Below are 3,567 nucleotides of genomic sequence, written 5' to 3' on the forward strand. Positions count from 1 at the left end.
AGCTTTATTTAATAAGGGCAATAAAATACTCATCAAAGATAATCTTTATAAATGATGAGGTAAAAGAAAAAGAAGGCAAAGAAAATAAATTTCTACACACTGATGCCGGAATCGCTTATTTCCTGCCCTTGCGTTTGCCGGGTCTTGAAGAAAGAGGGTGGTGCGACCCTGACCGGGGCGGCTTTTTTCCGGCCTTTTCATTTTTCCTGCCGGATCGGGATCTCGACCCCGGCGCAGCATGTTTGCCGGAGCCAGTCTTTTTCGTTTTACGGGTTTTCGATTGCTCTTTTGAAGCAGTTCTTCTGGCGACGATCTCCTTGAGGTCTTTGTCTGCCTTTTTCTGGCTGGACGCGCTGTCCGGGCGAAGGAGAACATAGTCCGGAACGTCGCAGCCCTCGGTATACCCGTCGACTTTTTCCACCGGGATTTTTCGCTTCAGCAGTTTTTCAATGGCCTGAAGATAAGGCCTTTCTTCGGCACTTACCAGGGAAACGGCAATGCCGCTTACCCCCGCACGGCCGGTGCGACCGATTCGATGAACATATTCCTCAGGGCTGCCCGGCACATCATAGTTGACCACATATGGCAGATGGCTGATGTCCAGGCCCCTTGCGGCCACATCCGTTGCCACGAGGATGCGGATGTCGCCGTTCTTGAAGGCGTCGAGGGATCGTGTCCGGAAAGACTGGCTCTTGTTGCCATGCATCGCTGCAGCTCTAATTCCGTGGGCGGCAAGTTTCTCCGTGAGCGTGTTGGCCCCGTGCCGGGTGCGGGTGAAGACCAGTATCCGGCTCCAGTTTCCGCTGGTGATCAGGTGGATGAGAAGCGCGCGTTTATTGGATCGGTCCACCCGGTAAACCTTCTGGACTACCGATTCCGCCGCCGTATGGTGGGGCGTTACCTCGATATATGCAGGATCCTGCAGCATTCTTTCGGCAAGATCCCGGATCTGCTGCGTGTAGGTGGCCGAAAACAGCATGGTTCGGCGGTTTGTTGGAACCAGATCGAGGATCGCCGAAATTTCCTCGCTGAATCCCAGGTCCAGCATCCTGTCCGCCTCGTCAAAAACCAGGAATTCTATTCGAAAGAGATTCAAATGCCGCTGGCCGGCGAGATCCAGCAGGCGGCCCGGCGTGGCCACGAGAATATCGATGCCGCGCCTGAGCCGATCGATCTGCGGATGGATGCGAACCCCACCGTGAACCACCGTGCATCGCAAAGAGACCCGTCTTGCGTACGCTTTGATGCACGCTCCCACCTGAAGGCCCAGTTCTCGCGTGGGGGTCAAGACCAGGGCGCGGGGGTGTCGCCCGCTGGTGTTTTTCCGGCTCAGGATCTCGACCAGGGGAAGGGCGAAGGCATCCGTCTTCCCCGTTCCGGTCTGGGCGCGGGCAAGTATGTCCTGCCCGCCGAGGATAACGGGAATGGCCTTGGCCTGAATGAGGGTGGGGGCGGTGTAACCCCTGTCCTGGACCGCTTTAAGCAGTTCGGCCCGAAGGCGCAGTTGATCAAATAGCATATGGCAGTCCTGAATGGTCCCGGAAATAAAACCCTCCCCCCGGCAAGCCGCGGGGAGGGTTCTACCTGTACCGGCAGCGCTGCGCGTCACCGTAAGGAAATATATCGATTTCCAGTTCGCGCTTGCTTTCGCGGTGCAGTGGTTCAACATGTCGGGGCGGCCGGTGGGTACTTCCCCCTGATGCAATTTTACTTGTCAATTACCGGTTTCGCTCACCAGTTTAACACTGGCTTACCCATACGCCCACGTCCATGCTCGAATCCCGTGCCCCCACGAAAGAGCCCGCTATGGGCGGCACGGATTCGGGCAATCGGGCTACTGCGACGGCGATGTGATCCGTTCCGGCGATCTTTCCAATGGTGGGATCGAATCCCTTCCAGCCTGCACCGGGCAGGTAAACCTCGGCCCACGCATGGGTGGCTCCAATCTGATCAGAGAGCAGCGGCGCGTGAAGATACCCACTTACAAAGCGCGAAGCAAGCCCCAAGCACCTGGCTGCATCCATAAAGAGCGAGGCAAAATCACGGCAGGAGCCGGTGCGGCCGGACAGGGTTTGTCGGGCAGTTTGTACGCCGGGTTCTTCCCTTACCCGGTATGACAGGGTTTGATAAATGTGCGTGGCAAGCCGCTGCAACAGCGTGTAGGTTTGAATCGCCTCACCGGGTTGCCAGAAATTGGCAATCCATTGATGCACCTCGTTGCGTGTCTCTTGCTCCGGCAATGCCATATAGGGGGCCAGCAGAATTTGGTCATCCGGTTGGTAGGCAAACGGGTATTCGATGGCGTAATCGGTCACCATGAAGTTGAGCGGGGCTTCATTGAACTGCTGAATGATGACTTCGCTCTCAATCACAAGCTGGTTGGTGGGCAAATCGAATTTTGCTATCGCGACCGAATTGCCTTCCACGTCCCGGTGCCAAAGCAGGGTAGCCGTGGGTGTGATCTTCAGCGCCAATGACTCGATGCGCAGTTCGTGGTCTTCTCTCGGACGCAGGAGCAAGTGATGCGGTCCGAGCGTCACGTCACCGGAATAGTTGTAGTAAGTGCGATGAATAATTTTATAGCGCTGCATCCTTCACCCCGAATTCGCGGCTCAAGCGGTGTTATGGGCACCTTGGATCGTTAGGCGATGCAAGGATCGATCCCATCCCCGCCAAACGATGGCGCGACCGTGGGGTCTGCCTCTCATCACTCATGCCGCCGCGCTTGGCATGGTGTCAATGGTTAGGCATGCGCTGTCCCTGATTCGCTTTGCCTGGAAACGCTTTGCGGCAGGATGCAGCGTTGCGTCTTTCCAGCGCGAGGAACCTGCGTCAGGCGCCGCGGGGGGTCAAGCGGCCTTCACAACCGAAAAATACAGCATTTGGGCATGCAATGATACAAGAAAATCACCCGTCTTTCCCGGGCGGTTTCAATCGAGGACGCCACCGGCGCACCGATTTGCAGTATCTTTCATAGGTGTTTCCAAATTTAGTGCGCAGGAAAGGTTCTTCAACGTAGACGACGACTAAATGGAAAACGACGATCCACCCCAACAGATAGTAAATCATCTCTAAGGATCGAAACAAAAGCGCTTCCCCGGCGAAGATGAGAACCGCTGAAATATAAATCGGATTTCTCACATATCGATAAAGCCCTCTAACGATAAGGTCCTGCGTGTCCCCGGGTATTGGTGAGCCTTTGGCGTCAACAATGAAATTCCAAAAACAGGCCAAATATCCAATTACGCCGGATGCAATTAGGAAATAACCCATGAAGTGAAATCTTCCGATCCCTGCGATGTCGGTATGGCTTTCAGCGGTGACGATCTTATAAGGGATGTAGGCTGCTACGAACACGACAATAAATGCGAAAAAAAATGTCTTTAACGTATTTTCGATGAATTGGCTGCGTGACATGTCCGTTCTTAAACCGGTTGTCCAACGCTGCAGGTCATCCCAAGTTGGTTGCTCTGCAACTATTTAAAAAAAGGAATAATCTTCCGATCCGCCTATGGCCGTTCCACATTTTCAGGTGCGGTCCGCCAGCTTCAACTGCTGCGTTTTCCG

Annotated in this window: 3 protein-coding genes; all 3 read right to left on the reverse strand. The window is 54.7% G+C overall.

What is annotated here, in order from left to right; genetic code table 11:
- Window positions 1–115 precede the first annotated feature (115 nt).
- On the reverse strand, window positions 116–1,519 hold the full coding sequence (locus tag ABYV26_RS22980) for a DEAD/DEAH box helicase (protein ID WP_372683687.1): 1,404 nt from the start codon (window positions 1,517–1,519) through the stop codon (window positions 116–118).
- A gap of 220 nt (window positions 1,520–1,739) precedes the next feature.
- Window positions 1,740–2,591: a transglutaminase N-terminal domain-containing protein gene (locus ABYV26_RS22985; protein WP_372683688.1), complete on the reverse strand. Its 852-nt coding sequence runs from the start codon at window positions 2,589–2,591 to the stop codon at window positions 1,740–1,742.
- Window positions 2,592–2,907: 316 nt separating this feature from the next.
- The gene (locus ABYV26_RS22990) at window positions 2,908–3,417 is read right to left on the reverse strand and encodes an isoprenylcysteine carboxylmethyltransferase family protein (protein ID WP_372683689.1); all 510 of its coding nucleotides are present in this window, start codon (window positions 3,415–3,417) and stop codon (window positions 2,908–2,910) included.
- Between the last annotated feature and the right edge of the window lie 150 nt (window positions 3,418–3,567).

It is taken from the genome of Desulfosarcina sp. (genome assembly GCF_041551955.1).
GTDB lineage: Bacteria > Desulfobacterota > Desulfobacteria > Desulfobacterales > Desulfosarcinaceae > Desulfosarcina.

Coding starts and splice junctions, on each gene's coding strand:
- ABYV26_RS22980 (WP_372683687.1), bottom strand. CDS start 1,519: ATGCTATTTGATCAACTGCGCCTTCGGGCCGAACTGCTTAAAGCGGTC.
- ABYV26_RS22985 (WP_372683688.1), bottom strand. CDS start 2,591: ATGCAGCGCTATAAAATTATTCATCGCACTTACTACAACTATTCCGGT.
- ABYV26_RS22990 (WP_372683689.1), bottom strand. CDS start 3,417: ATGTCACGCAGCCAATTCATCGAAAATACGTTAAAGACATTTTTTTTC.